Below are 20,831 nucleotides of genomic sequence, written 5' to 3'. Positions count from 1 at the left end.
GTCAGATAATGACTTCGTGGGACAGCCTTTGTTTTGTTTACGTAAGATTAAGATCCATGTGAGTACCGTCCATACATGAACAACGCTGCCACCACGAGCGGGTCACCAGCCGTACGTCCATCAAATTCATATCCGCGTTATCTGCCCTTCTGCTCATACAGGCTGCGGATCTCCACATCCTGCGGAAGCTTGAACGGGTTCTGCGGATTGATCCGGTCATAGAACATCATTCCGTCCAGGTGATCCATCTCATGCTGGATGATGATCGCCTGATAGCCTTTGAATTTCTGGGTGACCACCTCGCCGTTCAGATCAAAGCCCCTGACCTTCACAGACTCATAACGCGGTACGAAGCCGTGCACCGGCCGGTCCACGGACAGGCAGCCCTCGCTCTCCGGCAGATAGACCATCGCCAGCGAATGGCTGATAATCTTGGGATTCACCCAGGTATATTCCACATTTTTTCCATTATCATCCTTCAAATACATGACAAACATCCGCTTCGATAGACCGATCTGGTTAGCCGATAAGCCTACCCCTGAACGCAGCTTATATTTGGCAGACATCTCGGCATCCTGACTGTTCTTCAGAAACTGCATCATGCTCTGCAGCGCACCGCGATCTTCCGCCTGCAATGGCAACTCTACGGGCTGCGTTACCGCACGCAGAACAGGGTCGCCTTCCCGCACTATATCCTCCATCGTGATGATGTAATCAGCATTATACTTTGTACTAGACAACTGGGTTCATCCACCTTTTCCACTACGGGCCTGATTTGTGATTTGATGATGCTATGGTTAGATTATGCTCGATTAAGGATTAATGAAAGCTGTCCGCAGCTTGCTGCTGTAATTCACATCGAAGCCCAGTCCGGTAGCGAGTGCGGCGAGCGGAAGATAGGTTTTATCCTCTTTGCCAACCTTATGCAGAAAAGCTGGAGTAGCAATCGCTACATCCGCACCGTTCACCTTAATGGTCTTCGAGCCGATCGTAATAACCACCGTTCTTCCTCCGTAAATTACAGTCGCACTGGAGGTTTTGTTATCCCATTTGCCATCCGCTGAGACTGCATTCAGAATATCCTTCAGCGCCAGAAAGTTCTGTCCGTTCTTCAGAATGGGCTTATTGGGCGTATTCAGTTCCTTCCCCTTCACCACGATGGACATCGGCGCTGTCTCCGAAGCCATCGCCGTTACTGCCGGCGTACGGTATTCCCCCCATTGCAATTCAGCGAATACAGCGGCAATCCGTTCATATCCAAGCTGCGTAGGATGGAAATCTGCCGCCCCAGCTCCGATGATATGAGTTAGCGATCCCTCTACACCGGCGAACTTTGCGGCTACATGAGCTACCTTAAGCGGAGCGCCTGCCTGGTTCAGGGTAGCCGCGATATTCTCAGCCGCGATGGTGAACTGTGCAGCCGCATTCATCAGCTTGTCATACGATGCGCCCAAGGCAATTTTCGGGGCAGGCTGATACTGGTCGGCCAGCAGAATGGTTGCCTGCGGATTGACCTCCCTGATGTTCTTCAGCACCGTTGTTACATTACTGCTGTATTCCGTCAGACGCTCTGCAAGCTGGGAAGCGAACTCGGCATCGCTCAGCGTCTTGTAATTCAAGAACAGGCTGCTGACATCATTACCGCCGATGGTAATAGTAATCAGATCCGCCGCAGCGAGCTCCGTTCTAATCTGCGGGGCCAGCGCAGCAAATTGCAAGGTACGCGGATCAGACAGCCCCGGCTGAATGGCCTCCGGCGTAATTACCGCGCTGTCCTTAATCGCTCCGGTGTATTGAAGGAGTCCCGCTGTCTTAAGGCCCAAGATGCCATAATTCTTAAGCTCACTTCTGCCGTGATACCAGCCCTGCTCCAGTAATCGCTCAGCGTATCCGTACGGCTTCACGCCGGGATCTGTCATCCCCGGCTCATACCCGGCAGTAATGGAATCTCCAAGTGCCACGATGCGAAAGACATCCTGCTCCGTTCCTTGCGCCACGGCTGCTGCGGCGGCAACCGCCGGACCTGCATGCACATTGATTAATACGGTGAACAACAGCAGTCCGCCAGCAGAAGCTGATATTAACCTTCTCCATGTCTTCAGCATCGTATTCCTCCTAAATTAGTATAATTCTATTCTAACATCCCGCCCAGCTCCTGTGGAAACAGCTTTGCCGTCTTTTTATAGCAGGTAGCGTTTCAACGGCTTATCTTTGCGCAAAAGAGCGGTCTTCCGATAATTCGGAAAACCGCTCCTGTGGATAACAGCAGCTTATCGCTCTCCGCTGCCGGATTCTGAAGATTTCTCCGGTCCGCCAGTGCTGGGCGGACCGCTTGCCTGGTCTGAGCGCTTCACATATTTATCATACCGGTCATCCAGCTCATAGGCGATTTTGCGGTAACGAAGCGTCTCTTCGACTATAGGGTCAAGGGTAGTCTGTATGCGGATCTCATACTTGGGCGAAATCTGACGGATCTCCTTGGCCCGCCGGTCCGCCTGCTCCATCTCGCCGTCCTCCAGAAGCTCGCTTAGCCTCCGCTCCAGATCTTCATTCTCATTCATAACGGTGTAAGCCCTCCTACTGCTTCTTGAAGCCTGTAGCATCTGCGGCCTGCAGGGACGTAACCAGATAATCATGAATTCGTCCATTGCTTGCGACTACATGGCGTGTGCCGATATCATAGGGATCGCCCAGCGTATTCGTGACCTTGCCGCCGGATTCAAGCACCAGCAGCACCCCCGCTGCGCAGTCCCAAGGGCTCAGTCCAACCTCCCAATACCCGTCCACTCGTCCGGCAGCAACATAAGCCAGATGCAGTGCCGCCGATCCTCCGGCACGAATGCCGCGGACCTGCGGCATAATCTGCTGCAGACCGGCCATATTCGCCGGCTGGGCCACCACGCGGTCCGGCGGGAAGCCCATGGCGATCAGGCTGTTGCCCGGCAGAGTCTCAGCCGATACCTTCGTAGGAATCCCGTGCATGTATGCGCCCTTACCCTTCTCGGCCACGAACATCTCGTCCCGGATCGGATCATAGATCACGCCTACCGTAAGCTCTCCCTTAACGACCAGAGCAATCGATACACAATAGAACGGGAAGCCGTGCACGAAATTAGTCGTGCCGTCTATCGGATCGACGATCCACAGATACTCATGCTCCCGAGCTTCATCCAGGGCGGCCGTCAGTGCCTCCGCACCAGGCTCAACACCCTCCTCGCCAAGGATGGCATGGTCGGGATAATGGGTCAGGATCAGCCGGCGGATCATCTGCTCCACACCCTTATCGACCTCCGTGACCAGATCCTGGGCAGATGTCTTACTGCCCAGCTCCTTCACCTGGCCTTGTCTGCTCTTGATCCATTCCCCCGCTTTGGCCGCAGCATTGATGGCTGCCGCCGTATGTCCCTTGCTTGTAACTACATAGGGCTGCCGTTCATTTCGGTTATCAGGACTTACAGGACTCATCTCTTCACTCCGCTTTCTTTGCGCATGATTGTTCTCCCGGGGACCGCTGTTTCCGCAGGATACCCTTTCTCTGCCTTAGAACATGACTGCTCAACTTTCTTTCAACGTACCTCATTTCGGCCGGTTTATCAAGTCATGACTGGTGCCGCTAGAGGGCCTGGCCGGCAAGTTTTTTGCCAGTTATGGTTCTATATTCACACTCGCTCCGTTTAGTACCATAATTCCATTCCCGCCTTCTGACAGTCCCTTCATCTCCTCCATCAGACCGAACAAGGCCCCATCCTTGAGCTTCGCCTCAATCATCACATCTACGGCGGGAGTATCCGCAGCAATCCGCTTCAGAAAAGCAACCAGCGGTGCCGGCTCCACCCCATCGGCATGGCTGCGCGGATCAGACGGGCTGCGCGGGCTGGACACATGGATCTTCGGCGGCAGCTGCCCGCCGGGCGGCACATCCTTCAGCGCCAGAGGGCTTGTCCATGTCTTCAGGATCTCCGGCCACAGCTCCCAGGGGAGCTCACCTTCATTGTTGACCCATTGGTGATGGATATCCAGCACCATCGGCAGCTCCATTCTGCGGCAGACCTCCAGCGTCTCCACCGCATTGAACGTCTTGTCGTCGTTCTCCAGCGTCATCCGCTCTCTAAGCGCAAGCGGCAGCGCGGAGCATTGTACGCAGAAGCGTTCCGCAGACAGAGGCTTGTCCCCGTAAGCGCCGCCGATGTGGATATTGCTCTTAGCCGTCGCCGGCAGCCCCATCGCGTCCAGCATGTCCGTATGATGCTGCAAATCACGGATCGAGCTTGCAAGCACCTCCGGACGCGGCGTACTCAGCACCGTGAAGTGATCCGGGTGGAAGCTGACGCGCAGCCCGTGCTTCTTCACATAGCTGCCCACCTCAGCGAATTCCTCCGCAAGAGCAGCCAGCGGATTCCAGTCCGCCAGATCAGGATGGGTGGCCAGCGGAACCAGCTTGGAGGTGAGCCTGTAGACCTTAATATCCGAGCCAACATTATGCTTCAGCAGACGGAGCGTATTATGCAGATTCATCCGGGCGATGGATTCCAGCTTACGAAGGCCTGCCTCCCGGTCGCCCAGCTTGTTGAAGCTTGCCATAGTCATCGTTTTGGAGGGAGAACAGTCAGGGATCACCGTAGACATGGCAACATAGCCGAAGCGGACAATCATCCCTCTTCCCCGAAGAACATTTCGTAGGCAAGAGCCGTCTGAACGCGCGACTCTTCCTCATTCAGCTTCCGGACCAGATCCATTTCCACCGCCGTAACCTCATTGCCCTGAAAATTGATTTCAGCAATCGACGCAGAAATTTTGACAATGGCCACCGCTACATTCTCCGGGTTATAGGCGATCACCTTCTGGCCGGTCGGATAGACACGGAAGCCCTGCTTCACCATCTTGGTACGTCCGTACTCCAGCAGCTCGTACAGCTCCTGCTCATTCTTGAACTTGCACACCGAATTGAATTCTGATTGAAACCCCATGCTTCTCTCTCCTTCCCGGCCGGAATGCTCCCGCCGATCAACGTGATTTATTCATTATCGTACTTCAGGCCCTGTCTGAACCGGTAACGCTCCAGCGCCAGCCCGATCATACGGTCCAGCAGCGCTTTATAGGACACACCAGTCTCACGCCACAGCAGAGGATACATGCTGAACGGGGTGAAGCCAGGCATGGTATTCACTTCATTAATAAGTATCTTGCCGTCAGACTTCCGCAGGAAGAAGTCGGCCCGGGTAATTCCGCTGCCCTCAATAGCCTTGAAGGCCAGTATTGCCGACTCGCGCAGACGGTCCGCTACCTCGGGATCGACAGGTGCCGGGATCAGCATCTGTGATTTGCCGTCCGTGTATTTGGCCGCATAATCATAATATTCACCGGAAGAGACGATTTCACCCGGAACCGAGGCCTCCGGCTCCTCATTGCCGAGGACCGCCACCTCCACTTCCCGCGCATCCACGAACTCCTCAATAATTACCTTCGTGTCATAACGGAAGGCATAATCCACAGCCTTGATCAGACTTTCCTTGTCGGTGGCCTTGGAGATTCCTACGCTGGAGCCCAGGTTGGCAGGCTTGACGAATACCGGATATCCCAGCTTATCCTCCAGATCTACAATCAGCTCGTGCTTGCGCTGTCTCCAGTTCGCAGCATTGAAGTAGCAGTAGTCACATTGCTCCAGCCCCGCCTCGCCGAACAGCTTCTTCATGACAACCTTATCCATACCCGCCGATGAAGCCAGTACGCCTGCACCAATGTACGGGATATTCGCCATCTCGAACAGACCCTGAATGGTGCCGTCCTCGCCGTTCGTGCCATGCAGCAGCGGGAACATGACGTCTATTACCTGCTCGCCTCCGCCAAGTCCGCTGAACAAGGCATTCAGGGCCATGCCCATATCTCCGGCAGCCCCGGAGAGCTTAAGCTGCTCAATCGCGGGGAAGGGAGCCTCCAGCACTGCACCCACCTTCCATACCCCCTGCTTGGAGATATAGAACGGAATAATCTCATATTTATCGTAGTCAAAAGCGTTCATAACCGCATAAGCCGTCTGCAGCGATACCTCATGCTCTCCGGATTTGCCGCCGTACACCAGTCCTACGGTAGTTTTAGCGTTCCCCATGCCCTAACCTCTTTCTGATCTATAAATAGTCATTGATATGAAAAAAACGATAAGCCGTCCGGTCCGTCCAGGCGTAGGAATCCTTGTAATCCCAGAAGCGGTGACGGCTGCTGACCGTCCGCGCATTCACCAGCGGCTGCCCGCCAGCATCAAAAGCGGTAACGATCGTGCTGTGCTGATAATGTCCGTTGCCGTCCCAGTCATACTGAATAACGTCGCCCAGCTGAAGCTGCTCCGGCCGCTCGACAATCTCCGCACGCAGCCCGCTGCTGCGGCTCCCGCTCAGATAACGCTTCAGGCTGTCGGAGACCGCCCAGCTGAAGCTCCACCATTCCTGGGCTCCATTATAGCCCTTGTACCACCAGCCCGTTTCTCTTTTACCAGTATAATTGATAGGCGCTCCCCCTGCAAAGAGACATTGGGAGACATAATTCGTGCAGTCCACCTCGAAAATCTCGAACTCCGGATTCCCCTCCTTCCACCAGAGGTCGGCATAGGCTGCAGCCTCCTCCCTGCGGTACCGCACCTCCCTTGCGCCGCTTGCGCCCTTCAGGACACGGCGGTTCAGCAGCGGCTGGGAAGGACGCGGATCGGGCAGCGCCTCCCCCCATTCCGAGAGCCGCAGAGACGGATCTTTCTCCACTACCTTGCGCACCCCGCTCCGTTCCGGCACACGGCGCTCCACATTCACAATCTCCCAGCCGCCTTTTTCACGTTCAAAGGTCAGCCGCTCCGACTCCACCACATCCTCGCGGTGCGTCATGCCGCCCTTCTCATAATAGAAGGCGCTGTGCAGCGCCACATCGGCGACCACCTCGGCAGGACTCTCCCGCACGGTACGGATGGTCCGCACTCCCGTCTCCCCGCGCAGCGGAGTAATGCCCCGGCGGCTGTACCACTGGGCAATCCGGCGGGAACGCGTGCGCTGTTCGTCCTGGAACCGCGGGTCCCTGATCGTGCTATGGCGCGGTTCGGCGCCAGGTGCAACCCGCCCCTTGTTCAGCTGGTCCACATAGACATAGAGACTTTTTTTCCACTGCTGCTCCATTCATCCTCCGCCCTTTCGTTCACAGATAAGAATGTATATGATGTAAGCTAAGAATATTCCTTCACGGTTTCACCGCCACAATGGCTGCTGTCCTATGTATATGAAGCATTGCTTGCACCTATACGGAAGCGGGAGCGATTTAACTGCAAGGAAGTCAGGGAGCCGGGGGTTCTATGCATCCGTGGAAACCCTGAATATACCTTACATCAAGGAGCAAAAAAAACTTTACTCCCCCCATTGTAAACGTTATACTTAAAGTATAGGAATTATGAAATGTAGTTTCACCAGATGAAACGAGGAGGCGCATATATGCCAAGCAAGGACCATTTTTCATTGGCCAAGAACCTGAAATCAGGCGGCAAAACTTATCGCTACTATCATTTGAATGCTCTGGAGGAGCAAGGTGCAGGCGACATTTCCTCCCTGCCATTCTCCATTAAGGTCTTACTCGAAGCGGCTGTCCGCCAATATGACGGACGGGCAATTACTGAAGAACATGTCAAGCAGCTGGCCAACTGGTCCGGCGGCATTGACCGCAATAAGGAAATCCCGTTCATTCCTGCCCGGATTGTCCTGCAGGATTTCACCGGCGTGCCTGTAGTTGTCGATCTCGCGGCTATGCGCGATACCGTTAAGAAGGCGGGCGGAGACCCGAAGAAGATCAACCCGCTTGTACCGGTTGACCTTGTTATTGACCATTCGGTTATGGTGGATGCGTTCGGAACGGCCGACGCCCTTGAATATAATATGAACGTAGAATTTGAGCGTAATGAGGAGCGCTACCGCTTCCTGCGCTGGGCACAGACCGCCTTCAATAATTTCCGTGCGGTTCCTCCGGCAACCGGAATTGTGCATCAGGTGAACCTGGAGTATCTGGCCTCTGTTGCGGCCACCAAGACCATTGACGGAGAGACGGTTGTCTACCCGGATTCCCTGGTCGGCACGGATTCCCATACTACAATGATTAACGGCCTTGGCGTAGTAGGCTGGGGCGTTGGCGGAATTGAGGCTGAAGCAGGAATGCTCGGACAGCCGCTGTATTTCGTTACCCCGGATGTCGTCGGCTTCAAGCTGACCGGCAGTCTGATGGAAGGCGCCACAGCTACCGATCTGGCCCTTACCGTTACCCAAATGCTGCGCAAGAAAGGCGTAGTCGGCAAGTTCGTTGAATTCTACGGTCCGGGTCTGGCGAACATCAGTCTGGCAGACCGGGCGACAGTAGCCAACATGGCTCCTGAATACGGCGCAACCGTCGGCTTCTTCCCTGTAGATGATGAGACACTGGCCTATCTGCGCAGCACCGGACGCCCGGATGAGCTGGTAGAGCTGGTGGGGGATTATTATAAGGCGCAGGGCATGTTCCGCACCGCAGAGACACCTGACCCGACATTCAGCGATGTCATTGAGCTGGATCTGGCTTCTGTGGTTCCCAGCCTGGCCGGACCGAAGCGTCCGCAGGACCGGGTAGAGCTTACCCATATGAAGGAGAATTTCGAAGGTATTATCCGTACACCTGTCGACAAGGGCGGCTATGGCCTCAGCGACGAGAAGATTGCCGAAGAAGTTGAGATTCAGCACAAGAACGGAAGCACTAGCAAGCTCTCTACAGGAGCGGTAGTCATTGCAGCCATCACGAGCTGTACGAACACCTCTAACCCGAGCGTAATGCTGGGCGCAGGACTGCTTGCCAAGAAGGCTGTAGAACGCGGTCTCACCAAACCGGGCTATGTCAAAAGCAGCCTGACTCCCGGATCGCTGGTCGTTACGGAATATCTGCAGAAGGCAGACCTGCTGAAGCCGCTGGAAGCGCTCGGCTTCTACCTGGCCGGCTACGGCTGCGCTACCTGTATCGGCAACTCCGGCCCGCTGCCGGATGAAGTCAGCGAAGCCATTACAGAACATGATATGACGGTTGCCGCCGTAATATCCGGGAACCGTAACTTCGAGGGCCGCGTGCATGCCCAGGTCAAAGCCAACTATCTGGCTTCACCGCCGCTGGTTGTCGCCTACGCTCTGGCCGGCACGGTGAATATTGACCTGAAGACCGAGCCGCTGGGCTATGACCCGCAGGGTGAGCCTGTCTTCCTGGCCGATATCTGGCCGACTACAGCCGAGATCCGCGAAGCCATAGGGCTCTCGCTCAGTCCGGAAATGTTCCGCAGCAAATACGAGAATGTATTCACAGCCAATGAACGCTGGAATAACATTCCGGTACCGGAAGGCGAGCTGTATGAATGGGATAACAACTCCACCTACATTCAGAATCCGCCATTCTTCGAGCATCTGGCAGACGGTGTCTCTGACATTAAGGATATCAAGAGCTCGCGTGTACTTGCGCTGCTTGGCGATTCCGTCACTACCGACCATATCTCGCCAGCCGGGAATATCTCCACTTCCGGTCCAGCCGGAGAATATCTGCGCGGCCATGGCGTGGAACGCGCTGACTTCAACTCCTACGGCTCACGCCGCGGGAATCATGAGGTGATGATGCGCGGTACCTTCGCCAACATACGTATCCGCAACGCAGTGGCTCCTGGAACAGAAGGCGGCGTCACCACCTTCCTGCCGAGCGATGAGGTGATGTCGATCTATGACGCCTCCATGCTGTACCAATCGGCCGGACAGAACCTGATCGTTATCGCCGGTAAAGAATACGGCACAGGCAGCTCCCGCGACTGGGCTGCTAAGGGAACACTCCTCCTCGGAGTCAAAGCCGTCATCGCTGAGAGCTTCGAGCGGATTCACCGCAGCAATCTCGTCGGCATGGGCGTGCTGCCGCTGCAGTTCCAGGAAGGCCATGGCTGGAGCAGCATGGGGCTGACCGGACGCGAGACCTTCGACATTACCGGTCTTGACAACCACGTCCTTCCCGGACAGGAGCTGACAGTCACTGCTACCCGTGAAGACGGCACCCAGTTCGACTTCCCGGTCATTGCACGTCTCGATAGTACCGTAGATATCGACTACTACCGCAATGGCGGTATTCTGCAGACAGTCCTCCGCCAGATGCTGGCAGATGCTACAGCTTCGGAAGCGGCTCAGCCGGTAGAATAATTCGGCTTCATAAGGATAGATCATTATACAAGCTGCGCCGGTATCAGATTTCAGTCTGATACCGGCGCAGCTTTTTATTTTATCTAAATAGGCCTTATTTAACTGACAGCAGGCTGGTCGTAATGAAATCCAACTGCTTCTCCAGGGAGATCGGATCATTGTACGTATCGGCAGCAGGGTTCAACAGGAATACATTCCCTGCCTTGACCGCCGGAAGCCCCTTCCACAGCGGATTGTCATAGACAATCTTCGGGTCTGTAGTATCCCCTGACCACGGGCAGGTGAAGATAATATCTCCGGCAAAGTCCGGCAGCTTCTCCAGGGAGATGGAAGCCCAGCCAGTTCCGCTGTCGATGGCCTCCTTCTGCGCTTCTGCAGGAGCCTTCAGCCCGAACTCCCCATACAGAATCTCACCGCCACGGCCATAGTTATGTCCGAATACAAACAGTCCCTTGGCATATGGGTTCAGGATGGATACGGTCTTATTGCCAACAGCAGCCTGCACCTGCGGCTTCAGCTCAGCAATGCGGGCCTCCCACTGGGCGATCCAGGCCTTCGCCTCATCATTCTTGTTCACCAGCTTACCGTAGTCGAGCATCTGATCCTTATAATTCTTGGCACCATATTGAATCTGTACCACAGGCGCGATTTCCTTCAGCTTATCGATGCCTTCTGTGCCGGTATACACAATAATCAGGTCAGGGTCCAGGGACAGGATATTCTCCGGGGTGACATCGTCACCAAGCCCTTCTGCACCTTCAAGCATGTCTGCAAGATACGGACTATCCTTGGCTCCTTGCATGACCCCTACCGGCTTCACACCCAGTGCCAGAAGATATCCTGTATAAAAAGCTGTAGTATCCACGATTCGCTGCGGATTCTTAGGCACTTGAACCTCACCGGCGCTATCCTGGAAGGTAACCATCTCTCCTTCAGCGGAAGGCTCGCCAGCAGCCGGAGCAGCAGTAGGTGCTTCAGAAGCTGCGGGTGCAGGTGCATTCGCTGCCGTCCCGGAGCCTGAGCCGGAATTACCCGATGAACCGCAGGCTGCCAGCAGGAGAGCCATGACGAGAGTAAAGACAATCAGGATAAGACTTTGTTTAGAGTGTCGCAAGATAATCCCCCTATGTATATGTGATATTGATAATCATTATCATTAGTAATATATCACAGAGTAGGCAGGCTGACAACACTTCAGGAACTTTCCGCAGAACAAAATACCTGCAGCATCCCCATTCTGATCGGTTTAATACGAAAATAAAAGTACCGGACAATGCACCGCAGACTGGATTTTGACAAAAAAAGACCCACCGCCCTAAAAAAACGTTTCGTTTTTTTTGAAAAAGGGGAGACTATGGGGTAGGATTTAGTTGCACGCTATATCCTAACTGCTGGATATATTGCACGTACCGATCCAACCGGTTTTTCTTGGACGTCTCATCGCCTAGTGAGACGTCTATTTCTTGGTAGGACCTCTTCTCCCGCATCAGGGCATGGAGGATTCGAATCAGCAAATGCGCGGTGGCGACGTTTGCTTTTTTATCGCCTCGTCTCTTACGTATTCGTCGAAAGAATTGGCCGATCCGGTTCGAGGACCGAGAGTTCGCCCAAGCCGCCTGACACAAGGCCCCTTTCAGATGCTTGTTCCCTTGCATCGTTTTTGACTTTCTTCGCTTTCCCGCGCTTTCGTTGTTCCCTGGACACACCCCCGCCCATGAAGCAAACTGCGCATCACTCGGGAACATTTCCGCGACATGCGGCCCCACTTCGGCAAAGATGGTCACGGCAGACGTCCGCTCAATTCCTGGAATGGAGTCAATTTGTTCAATCACCTCCAGGTACGGTTCTGCCTTCGCCTCGATTCGCGCTTCCAGCTCCGTGATCCTTTTCTCCAAATAGACCAAGTGGTCCCAATGGTCTCGAATCATCTCCCGATGATGACGGCGCAACTTGCCATTGAGCGCGTCTAGCAACTGCGGAACTTTCTTTTTTAAACGGGTTTTGACCAGGCTTTTAACGGCCATTTCGTCTACGACCTCGCCGTCCATGATCTTCTGGAGCAGGCCCCGGCCCGAAACCCCATATAGATCGGACATAAAGGTGGTCAGCTTGATGTTAGCATCCTGCAGGATTTTGTGAATACGGTTTTTCTCCGCCGTCACCGCCTGCACCATCTTACTCCGGTAACGGGTCAAGTCTCGCAAATCCCGGATGTCCTGTTCTGGCACCATACTGCCTTCAATGAGCCCGCAACGGTGCAATTGCGCTAACCAGCGCGCATCTTGCATGTCACTTTTTCGACCCGGCATATTCTTTACCCGCTGGGCGTTGGCCAAGACCAGATCACAACTGCCCTCTAAGATATTCCATACCGGTTTCCAAAACACGCCGGTACTCTCCATCACCACTTCCCGACAGCCGTGTTCATTCAGCCAATCTTGCAGGCCTAGCAATTCTCGGGTTGTCGTCCCAAAGGTTTTCAGGTGACATTGTGGTTTCTGTTCGATCGGTCCTTTCAACACGCAGGCCACAACGGTTTCCTGGTGCACGTCTAGACCGGCGCAACACATACGTACAGCATCCATTCCAATCATCCTCCATCGTCAGCTTACAAATCATGCGCTCGAGTGAGTGTAATTTAATACACGTACTTTTGGGGGCTACAATAGGCGATGCTCGAAAAGCGCAATAGAACAGTTTTTCGCACGGGGTGTATCCCAGTAACCGTTTCCGCCCTTTGATTTGTATATGTAGTGTTGACGACTACAGCCTCATTTAGAATGGTTGCGACGGATGCCACCCACTTATTTTCATTCCTGGGGGTGACAAGGCCTCTGTCTTGTCATGCCTGTTTTTCGACCACATTCGCCCCACACGCCCCTGCCGCAACGAATGTGGTCGGTTTTTCGACCTTATCCGGCCCACACGCCCCTGCCGCAACGAATGTAGTCGGTTTTTCGACCTTATCCGGCCCACACGCTTCTGCCGCAACGAATGTAGTCGGTTTTTCGACCACATTCGGCCCACACGCTTCTGCCGCAACGAATGTAGTCGGTTTTTCGACCACATTCGGCCCACACGCCCCTGCCTCAACGAATGTGGTCGGTTTTTCGACCCTATCCGGCCCACACGCTTCTGCCGCACCGAATGTAGTCGGTTTTTCGACCTTATCCGGCCCACACGCCCCTGCCGCACCGAATGTGGTCGGTTTTTCGACCATATCCGGCCCAGATGACCACTCGCTGTCCATGTGTTCGGTGAAATCAGCGAAGTCATTCCTATTACTGATTCAGAATATAGTCATCCCGTCGATGCTCCAAGACACTTCCCCCCAACTTTATGCACAACTTATACACATCGGACGAAAACCATAAGTTCCTAATCACCAAAAAATCCCCTTTCGCTGGAAAGGGGATTTCATTTCTCTGAAATAAGCTGATAAATTATCGCAGCCTCAGGAGGGCTTTCAGGACATCTCGATACGCTCGGAATCGAATATTCTTTTGTAGACCAGTGCTATGATCTGTGAGCGGTCTGTTACGTCCATTTTATTAAAAATACGGCTTAGATGATTCTTGACGGTATGCTCGCTGATAAACAAGGCGCTGGCAATCTCCTTGTTCGTCTTGCCCAGAATAATCAGCTCCAGGACTTCCTCCTCGCGCGGCGAGATTCCCCATTCCTCCTTGGGCGTCTTCAGTGCCGTACTGTTCAGCAGCTTCCCTGCCGACACACCTCTTTTGGCGGGCAACGCTTCCGAGCGGCTGCGCAAGAAGGATTCGAAGGTAGTGCGCGGCTCACTGTACAGCTCCCCGACCACATGATCATCCAGGTTGAAGCGGGCGGGGTCCAGCCACTCCAGATCCGAGTCCGCCAGCAGCTCCTTATCCGCGCCCTTGCCTGCATGATGAAGCACCAGCGCGAGCAGTTGGGCAGTGACAGAGACCGAAGGCTTATTGATCTGAAAATAGAACGAAGCAAATTGGTCCACCTGCTTCAGCAAAGTAAGCTCCTCCGGGTAGAACCCGTATCCATGCAGGAAATCCAGCCTGAACGGAGCCAGCTGAGCGGCCGTTCTCATCTGCTCTGACTCCCGCTCTGGCAGTCCTGTATAACGGGCAAGCTCATACGCCATGGAAGAAGCCTCTGCCGACAGGCGGTGCAGCTCGGGATTACTGAGCCGGAGATAATGAAGTGTCTGTCCGGTGAAGACCCCTGCCTGCTTCATATGTCTGACTTCCTTCTCGATCAGACGGATCGAAGTACTCGCCAGACTGGCGAGACAGCCGGTTAAGGACAGCCACTCCTCAGCTTCGCTGCGGCGTCTGAAGCCCACAGACAGAATGCCCTTGAATACCTTCTCGGCAATCAGCGGACATTCGAGCAAGACCTGCCCCTCGGCCTCCCCGTTGATGATCGCAGAAGAGAGAAAGGCCTGCGAGGAGTAACGGGACTGTAGGTCCTGGACATACAGCGCAATCTCCTCCGGCCTCCACCCCTTGGCGTAATGGGTATCCCCCGGCTGCTCCTCGAAGAACACGAGCACCGATGACGGGAAGAACGGCATGCCTATTACCATATCCAGCAGCACAGTACCCAGCTCCTGAATGGATGCGGCCTGCGGCAGCAGGCGGGCAGCCTCCTTCAAGCGCTGGGTGGCTTCCCTGCGCAGGGCTTCGCGCTGCACCAGCTGCTCTCCCCGTCCGGATAAGCCCAGGAGCGCAGCAACATTCTGCTCATGCTGGGCATAATCCTGGATTGGATGGCTCTTCCCAAAGCCTACAGCAAGCAGCAACGCCCTCTTCCCGCTGTGAATTCTCAGCGGATAGCATGACAAATATTCCGGCTGCGTCATTGCGCGCTGAGTGAAGAATAACGATCTCGGATCTTGGGCAATGTCCTGCCAGTGCCGGGGCTCCCTGCCCAGAACTGCCTGTCCCAGGAAGCCGTCTCCCTGCTGGAACCCGGCATTCATGAGAAGTCCTGCTTCTTTGCCGGCAGAATATTTGACCTTGAACTGTCCGGCCTCCTCCTCTTGGGCAAAGGCATACAGCTCCGCATCAGAGAACGTACCGGCCATCTGCTGCAGCACAACCTCTATCTTCAGGAACTCACTCTCCAGATTGGATAACAGCTGGGAAATCACCAGGCTCCGTCTCTGTTCCAGCGGCTTCACTGCGCACCCCGCCAGCAATTTGGAGAGCACATTCCCGAGCACACTCAATTTCCCCCTGATGCTGACGATGCCTTCCCGGCTAAGCTCAGGCATGGCGGCCAGTACATCCTTCAGCATCTCATAGTCGGGGTGTTTCCGCATCTTGGCCTCGAACGCCTGCAGCACAAGCCCGCGTGTACCTTCTTCCATATATAAGCCGGACCATAAATAGTATGTCTGCCCATAGTCAGGCACCAGCGGACTGACCACATACTTCAGTCCGGGGACCCACTCTTCAAGTACGGCAGGATATGATAAGGGGCCCATTCTGAGCAATGCAGGCTCGAAGGGCCGCTCTATGACCTGTAAAGATTTAAACATCTTCTGATAGAATATTCCGGAAAGCGTCGGGCGGGTCACCACATTCCCAGCCTGATCCGTAAGCACAAGCGCCTGGCCCGTAACAGAGCCGAACGTATCCTGGAGCTCTTGAATTTCTCCCATCAGTGAATCGGGTATAACTACTTTCATCCCATCACCTCGTGCACTTAGATTCCTATTATTTCTTCAATCTTAATTTAGCTAATCATTACTAATGATAGTTCATTTTAACTAGATATACAATGAATGTCGAAGGCTGAATAGCCTGTATGTCCTAAATTTTCCCTTCATAAATCCGCTGCCGTAGGCCTCAGGTTAGCCCATCATTAGGCCCATTTCAGCAGCGGCCTCAGCCAAAATGACAGCATATTCCTCCAGGGTCTCCCGCGACAGGCGGCTGACCGGGCCGGACATCGAGAGCGCTGCTACCACGCCCCCGGCCCGTCCGGCGATGGGCACAGCCACGGCTGCCGCTCCCGGCTCGCGTTCCTCGAAGCTGGTCGCATAGCCGCAGCGGGTGATCTCCTTCAGCTGCTCCAGGTACTGGCTGCGGTCTACGCTGTCCGGCCATGCGGGATCGGCCAGCAGCCGGACCTGCACTTCCGGCGGCGCATAAGCAGCCAGAACCTTGCTTGATGCGCCTACCGAGAGCGGCAGCCTTGCGCCGATCTGGGCTACCCGGCGGATAGCCTGCCGGCTCTGCACCGCCTGAATGCGCACACGCTCCAGATTGTCGCGCAGATACAGGCTGACTGTCTCTCCCAGGCGGTCGCGCAGCCGCTCCATGGCGGGCAGCAGAAGCACCGCCGGCTCGTTCAGCGTCGGGAGATGTGTGGACAGCTCCCAGATGCGGATGCCCAGGCGGTATTTGTCCGTCCCCTCATCCCGCTGCAGGAAGCCCTTCTCCTCCAGTGTGGTCAGCAGGCGGTGCACTGTGCTTTTATGCAGGCCGATCTTCGCAGAGATCTCCGTCAGACTAAGGTCATAATCATCATTATCCTGAGTGAAGCACAGTAATATATCCAGCGCACGTTCTACGGCGCGTACAGTCAGCTTCCGGTCTTCCACCCCGATCTCCCCTTCACATGTTTCACCTATTGAAACCCGGTTACATAATTATTAAGATATCCCTATCTTAGTGCAAAAGCCTAAATAAAGTCCAGTAGATTCCGTATCCATAATCAGCCGTCCGCAGTTTACAGTTACATTACAAAAGAACCATTTCCATTGACTTTGTAAGGGCATAAATTTACGATTAAATATATGAACTATTCATGCTCTGAATCTTGAAACTTTCCAGGAGGGGACCTTATGAATCTGGCAACTAGTCATCCCGGCGCGCCGGTCTCCCGTATGCCTAACGAGGGTAAGCCCGCTTCGTCAACACTAATTCCACTTCGGATGATACGCCTTAAGCACATCATTGTGGCCCTGCTGTTATCCGTATTCTTCTTCTTTGTATTTTGCTTCATCGCCCTGCATGCCTATATCGCCTGGGTACTCTCGAATCCTACCGTAGCCCCACTTTACTCCAATCCTTATCAGGCCAAGGGGCTTGCCTACGAGGATATCAGCTTCCCTGCCAAGGACGGCAGCCGGATGATGGAGGGATGGTATATTCCTTCCAAAGGAGCTACCAAAACTATTATTTTCAGTCACGGCTATGGCGCGAACCGCGAGGAGAGCTGGGTTCCCATGTATGATCTGGCCCACTACGCGCACAGCCTGAGATTCAATGTCGTCATGTTCGACTACGGCTTCGCCTCCAAGACCGACAGGGATATCGCAACCGGCGGCAAAAAAGAATCCCAGCAGCTGCTCGGAGCCATTGCCTTCGCCAAGGAGAAGGGGGCAGACCAGATTGTGGTCTGGGGCTTCTCGATGGGCGCAGGCACCGCCCTGCAGGCAGGACTTGTAACCAAAGATGTGGATGCGATGATTCTGGACAGCACCTTCCTGCTGGAACCGGACACCCTGTACCATAACATCAAGCAGAACATCAATCTTCCCCGCCAGCCTTCGCTGGAGATTATGGAGATGCTCTTCCCGGTGCTGAACGGCACAGGACTGAATCAGATTCCTTACTCCAAGGTCAAATCGGAGGATTATCCGTTCCCGGTACTGTTCATGCACGGCACCAAGGACGATAAGGCACCTTATCCGATTGCCGAGGAGCTGGCGGCGAACCAGAGCAATCCGTATTCGGATTCATGGATCGTGGAGGACAGCCATCATGAGCTGCTGTTCCGCGAGCATCCGCGTGAGTATCTGCGGCGGGTATCCGCTTTTCTCGGGAATGTGCAGCTGGCCCAGATCAGCGGGAGCCAAGGCAACCCCACCGCAAGCAAATAGCATCTTATCGTTACCTAAGGCATGTGCAGATGTATCCTGTGATACATTCTGTGCATGCCTTTTTACTGTGCGGGACACAGGACTCCAGTCCGCCGCAATTCCCCTCACAGGCCAGTCTCATAAGCTGTCCCTCTCCGGCATATAATGGACCGATGAAACTTTAGGACGGGAGGACTACATGTCATGCCATATGTATTCGTTGCACCGCCGCCAGTACAGATTCTAGGGGAGATTGCCTTCTGGAAAAATCAGGAGAAGGAGCATGCCGAGGTCCTGATCCAGATCATCCCACGCCTGGAGGAGCCTTATGTAAAGCTGCTGGAGGACTGGGCCATTGTCTTCCTGGCTACAGAACAGACGGCGCAGCAGCTGCTCGCTAGTCCCCAGGCACCGGACGCAGGCGGTCCGGGGAGTCCCTCTGCCGAAGCCGGGCGGCTGCTGCAGACCGCCTGCGACCAGTCCGCCGAATTCATCCGGCACCTGAAGGCCATGAAGGAGGCCAGCGCCGCCGTCAATGCCTTCCCCCTGGCGGGAACAACGCTGCTGCACTTCATCCGGGAGTCCGAATACTTCCTCGCTGTACTAGCCGCTCTGACTCCTGCGGACTACGGGCCCGGGAAGCTGCGGATGAATCCGCCGGAACAGGCTGAACCCGCACCTTCACCCGATCCTGCTGCAGGCGATGACAGTCTACAGGGAACAGGAAGCTTCGCAGTTCCGTTATGGGAATCCCGCGAGGCAGGCGCGGTTCCCATCGGCGGGCATACGCTTCCCCCTCTGCCTTATGCCTATAATGCACTGGAGCCGTATATTGACGAGAAGACGATGATCATTCATCACGACAAGCATCACCAGAGCTATGTAGACGGGCTGAACAAGGCGGAGAACAAGCTGGCGGAAGCGCGCCTGAGTGGCGACTACGATCTGGTTAAGCATTGGGAGCGGGAGCTTGCGTTCAATGGAGCCGGACACTATCTGCATACGATCTTCTGGAATGTCATGTCCCCGCAAGGAGGCGGCCGCCCCTCCGGCGCCCTGCTGGACGCTATAGAACGCAGCTTCGGAAGCTATGACGCCTTCAAGACCCAGTTCACTGAGGCCGCGGGTAAAGTCGAGGGCGGCGGATGGGCTATTCTGGTCTGGAGCCCGCGCAGCCGCAGACTGGAGATCCTGACGGCTGAGAAGCATCAGAACCTGTCCCAATGGGATGTCGTTCCGCTGCTGGCCCTCGATGTGTGGGAGCATGCCTATTACCTCAAGCATCAGAACAACCGCGCCGATTACATCCAGGACTGGTGGAGAGTCGTGAACTGGCCTTATGTCGCCGAGCGCTACGGGGCCGCCCGCAAGCTGGTCTGGCAGCCTTTCTGAGGCTGATTCCTCCCTCTCATGGCGGCGTTCTGCGTATCTCTGGCCAATTCTGAGGTTGTTCACTCTCACCGGCTGCTTGTATGGAGTAGCATTGTTGCACTTCTTGCAGGATTTCTCTAAATTTATTAGAAGCTGTGGAGGTATTGGGCCACACACCTTCGCGCGAGCACAATGTATGCTGTTTTTCACACACATTTAGGCCGTGTGCCTGCTAGCGAGCAGAATGTATACTGTTTTTCACATACATTCGGGCCACAAGCCTGCGCGCTAGCAAACGTATGCTATTTTCCGCATACATTCGGGCCACATGCCTGCGTGCCAGCAAATGTATGTTGTTTTTCGCATACATTTGAGCCACGCACCTTCGCGCGCAAAAGCCCGCCGCCACTGTTGAAGTGGCAGGCGGGCTTTTGCGCTTGCAGGGCCGGTCCGGCAAGCTTATCCTTCCCGGCTCCGGCCTTATTCCTTGATCAAGGCCAGGAACTCGGCCCTTGCCGCAGCGTCCTCACGGAAGGTGCCGCGGGTGGCCATCGTAACCGTCTTGCTGCCCGGCTTCTTCACGCCCCGGGCACACATGCACAGATGCTCCCCTTCGACTACAACCATGACACCGTGCGGATTCAGCACCTCAGTCATGATGTCGGCGATCTGGGCCGTAATGCGCTCCTGCACCTGTAACCGGCGGCTGACCGCTTCTACGAGCCGGGCCAGCTTGCTGAGTCCGGCAATGCGGCCGCTGGGCACATAACCGATATGCACCTTGCCGAAGAATGGAGCCATGTGATGCTCGCATTGGCTATAGTAGACAATATCCTTCACAATGACCAGCTCTTCATGAGACTCGTCGAAGGTTACGCCCAGCGCTTCGCGCGGATCAACGGAATAACCGCCGAAGATCTCTTCATACATCCGGGTCACTCTGGCCGGTGTTTCCAGCAGGCCTTCACGGCTCGTATCCTCACCGATTAATTCCAGAATTTTCTCAACATGATACTCAATCTGCTCACGGTTTACAGTAACCTTCCCGTTCTTGTACTCCTTGATGCCCCCCATGAAAACTCCCCCCTTCCGCACCTGCAGCTGACTCTTATCTATTATACGATCATCATTATTACTTCTTGCGGGAATGTCCTTTGCCCGCAGCAGGACGCCCCGGCGGATTACCGTTCTTCATCATCTGCTGGGCACGCTGCATTTGCTTCCCGTTCAGGTTATACCCCATTTGCTTGGCAACCTTCTGCAGCATTTCAGGATCATTCTGCATCGTTGTCATCTGTCTGCGCAGATAATACACACCGATGAAGAATCCGCCGATCAGACCTACCACAAGCGTAATAATAGGCAATGCAATGTTCATCTGTAAT

Annotated in this window: 18 protein-coding genes; 4 read left to right on the top strand and 14 right to left on the bottom strand. The window is 54.8% G+C overall.

The features are described 5' to 3' along the window. Window positions 1–137 precede the first annotated feature (137 nt). The 8 genes from def to MKX51_RS01480 form a co-directional block, all read right to left on the bottom strand. Window positions 138–701 (bottom strand): peptide deformylase, encoded by a 564-nt coding sequence (def, locus tag MKX51_RS01515; protein WP_340995465.1) that lies wholly within the window; start codon window positions 699–701, stop codon window positions 138–140. Window positions 702–812: 111 nt separating this feature from the next. Then, window positions 813–2,105, bottom strand: coding sequence for a stalk domain-containing protein (locus MKX51_RS01510; RefSeq protein ID WP_340990938.1), 1,293 nt, complete (start codon window positions 2,103–2,105; stop codon window positions 813–815). Window positions 2,106–2,270: 165 nt separating this feature from the next. Then, window positions 2,271–2,561, bottom strand: a complete 291-nt coding sequence (locus MKX51_RS01505) for a hypothetical protein (protein WP_340990937.1) — start codon at window positions 2,559–2,561, stop codon at window positions 2,271–2,273. Between the two features lie 16 nt (window positions 2,562–2,577). Then, complete coding sequence (locus MKX51_RS01500) at window positions 2,578–3,465, bottom strand: inositol monophosphatase family protein (RefSeq protein WP_036723796.1); 888 nt, start codon at window positions 3,463–3,465, stop codon at window positions 2,578–2,580. A 180-nt stretch (window positions 3,466–3,645) separates the two neighbouring features. Next, a complete protein-coding gene (gene uvsE, locus MKX51_RS01495) occupies window positions 3,646–4,653 on the bottom strand; it encodes a UV DNA damage repair endonuclease UvsE (RefSeq protein ID WP_036723795.1) in 1,008 nt (335 codons plus the stop codon). Next, window positions 4,650–4,967 (bottom strand): hypothetical protein, encoded by a 318-nt coding sequence (locus MKX51_RS01490; RefSeq protein ID WP_039308646.1) that lies wholly within the window; start codon window positions 4,965–4,967, stop codon window positions 4,650–4,652. The genes uvsE and MKX51_RS01490 overlap by 4 nt, the downstream gene beginning before the upstream one ends. Before the next feature lie 47 nt (window positions 4,968–5,014). Then, window positions 5,015–6,106, bottom strand: coding sequence for a D-alanine--D-alanine ligase (locus MKX51_RS01485; RefSeq protein ID WP_076084775.1), 1,092 nt, complete (start codon window positions 6,104–6,106; stop codon window positions 5,015–5,017). Between the two features lie 19 nt (window positions 6,107–6,125). Further along, window positions 6,126–7,154, bottom strand: a complete 1,029-nt coding sequence (locus MKX51_RS01480; protein WP_340990936.1) for an amidase domain-containing protein — start codon at window positions 7,152–7,154, stop codon at window positions 6,126–6,128. 309 nt (window positions 7,155–7,463) lie between these two features. Here MKX51_RS01480 and acnA point away from each other — a divergent pair, with 309 nt between their 5' ends. After that, the gene (gene acnA / locus MKX51_RS01475; RefSeq protein WP_340990935.1) at window positions 7,464–10,208 is read left to right on the top strand and encodes an aconitate hydratase AcnA; all 2,745 of its coding nucleotides are present in this window, start codon (window positions 7,464–7,466) and stop codon (window positions 10,206–10,208) included. A gap of 94 nt (window positions 10,209–10,302) precedes the next feature. On the opposite strand, the gene MKX51_RS01470 is transcribed toward acnA, so the two are convergent. Next, window positions 10,303–11,322 (bottom strand): ABC transporter substrate-binding protein, encoded by a 1,020-nt coding sequence (locus MKX51_RS01470; RefSeq protein ID WP_340990934.1) that lies wholly within the window; start codon window positions 11,320–11,322, stop codon window positions 10,303–10,305. 238 nt (window positions 11,323–11,560) lie between these two features. Continuing rightward, window positions 11,561–12,793 (bottom strand): IS110 family transposase, encoded by a 1,233-nt coding sequence (locus tag MKX51_RS01465; RefSeq protein WP_340990933.1) that lies wholly within the window; start codon window positions 12,791–12,793, stop codon window positions 11,561–11,563. A 195-nt stretch (window positions 12,794–12,988) separates the two neighbouring features. Between MKX51_RS01465 and MKX51_RS01460 the strand changes: the two genes are divergently transcribed. Next, window positions 12,989–13,582, top strand: coding sequence for a hypothetical protein (locus MKX51_RS01460; protein WP_340990932.1), 594 nt, complete (start codon window positions 12,989–12,991; stop codon window positions 13,580–13,582). 92 nt (window positions 13,583–13,674) lie between these two features. Here the strand turns inward: MKX51_RS01460 and MKX51_RS01455 are convergent, their stop codons facing one another. Together MKX51_RS01455 and MKX51_RS01450 are read right to left on the bottom strand one after the other, a co-directional pair. After that, a complete protein-coding gene (locus MKX51_RS01455) occupies window positions 13,675–15,894 on the bottom strand; it encodes a helix-turn-helix transcriptional regulator (RefSeq protein ID WP_340990931.1) in 2,220 nt (739 codons plus the stop codon). 165 nt (window positions 15,895–16,059) lie between these two features. Beyond that, window positions 16,060–16,812 carry an IclR family transcriptional regulator gene (locus MKX51_RS01450; RefSeq protein WP_036723784.1) on the bottom strand — a complete coding sequence of 251 codons (753 nt, stop codon included), beginning with the start codon at window positions 16,810–16,812 and terminating at the stop codon, window positions 16,060–16,062. Window positions 16,813–17,097: 285 nt separating this feature from the next. Between MKX51_RS01450 and MKX51_RS01445 the strand changes: the two genes are divergently transcribed. Further along, window positions 17,098–18,096 (top strand): alpha/beta hydrolase, encoded by a 999-nt coding sequence (locus MKX51_RS01445; RefSeq protein ID WP_340995464.1) that lies wholly within the window; start codon window positions 17,098–17,100, stop codon window positions 18,094–18,096. Window positions 18,097–18,279: 183 nt separating this feature from the next. Continuing rightward, window positions 18,280–19,467 carry a Fe-Mn family superoxide dismutase gene (locus MKX51_RS01440; protein WP_340990930.1) on the top strand — a complete coding sequence of 396 codons (1,188 nt, stop codon included), beginning with the start codon at window positions 18,280–18,282 and terminating at the stop codon, window positions 19,465–19,467. A gap of 459 nt (window positions 19,468–19,926) precedes the next feature. Here the strand turns inward: MKX51_RS01440 and folE are convergent, their stop codons facing one another. Together folE and MKX51_RS01430 are read right to left on the bottom strand one after the other, a co-directional pair. Continuing rightward, window positions 19,927–20,520 carry a GTP cyclohydrolase I FolE gene (folE, locus tag MKX51_RS01435; protein ID WP_340990929.1) on the bottom strand — a complete coding sequence of 198 codons (594 nt, stop codon included), beginning with the start codon at window positions 20,518–20,520 and terminating at the stop codon, window positions 19,927–19,929. Between the two features lie 58 nt (window positions 20,521–20,578). Further along, window positions 20,579–20,824 (bottom strand): YneF family protein, encoded by a 246-nt coding sequence (locus tag MKX51_RS01430; protein ID WP_036700040.1) that lies wholly within the window; start codon window positions 20,822–20,824, stop codon window positions 20,579–20,581. Window positions 20,825–20,831 lie beyond the last annotated feature (7 nt).

This window comes from Paenibacillus sp. FSL M7-0420, assembly GCF_038002345.1.
Classification (GTDB): Bacteria; Bacillota; Bacilli; order Paenibacillales; family Paenibacillaceae; genus Paenibacillus_AQ.
Note: the sequence above shows the minus strand (reverse complement) of the source record. Positions and strands in the feature narration are given on the sequence as shown.